Consider the following 691-nt stretch of genomic DNA (forward strand, 5'->3'; position numbering starts at 1 on the left):
CCGGCCGTCGGCACGCCGCGCGTCACGCTGCCGGCGGCGCCGCGCGCCGCGACGGCGCCGGTGGCCACCGCGCCCTGCGCCACCGCATAGACCTCGCCATCCGCACCCAGCAGCGGCGTGACCAGCAGCGTGCCGCCGGTGATGTTGGTCGCGTCGCCCAGCGCCGAGACGGCGACGTCGATCCGGCTGCCGGCGCGGGAGAAGGCGGGCAGGTTGGCCGTCACCATCACGGCGGCGATGTTGCGCGTGTCCAGCTGGCGTTCCTGGTCGCGCGTGTTGACGCCCAGCCGTTCCAGCACGCCGATCAGCGACTGGCGGGTGAAAGGCGCCGAGCGCAGCCGGTCGCCCGTGCCGTTCAGCCCGATCACCAGCCCGTAGCCCACCAGCTGGTTGTCGCGCACGCCTTCCACGTCGGCGATGTCCTTGATGCGCACCTGCGCCATGCCCGGCGCCGCCCAGGACACGAGGGCGCCGAGCAGCAGCGCGACCGCGATGCCATGCCGTCGCCACGCTCCCCTCATCGTCGGGCAAGGTTTCTGCGCCAAGCTCTCCTCCATGCGCGTCGGCATGCCGCGCCCTGGCGACGGCGCCGGCCGCCGCGTTGCGGCTCGCAACGGGCAACCGGCGTGCCAGCGCCGCGGCCGGCGGGCACGGCAAGGCTTGCCGGGGCGGGGGCAGGGAGTGCCGGCAG

The 691-nt window shown here is 75.3% G+C and carries 1 protein-coding gene; it reads right to left on the minus strand.

Annotated features, from left to right (window positions below):
• A partial coding sequence (locus tag OZN99_RS32915) for a flagellar basal body P-ring protein FlgI (protein ID WP_270939374.1) occupies positions 1-443 on the minus strand: 443 nt, incomplete at its 3' end.
• Positions 444-691: the final 248 nt, after the last annotated feature.

This window comes from Falsiroseomonas oryzae (genome assembly GCF_027856955.1).
GTDB classification, from domain to species: domain Bacteria; phylum Pseudomonadota; class Alphaproteobacteria; order Acetobacterales; family Acetobacteraceae; genus Falsiroseomonas; species Falsiroseomonas oryzae.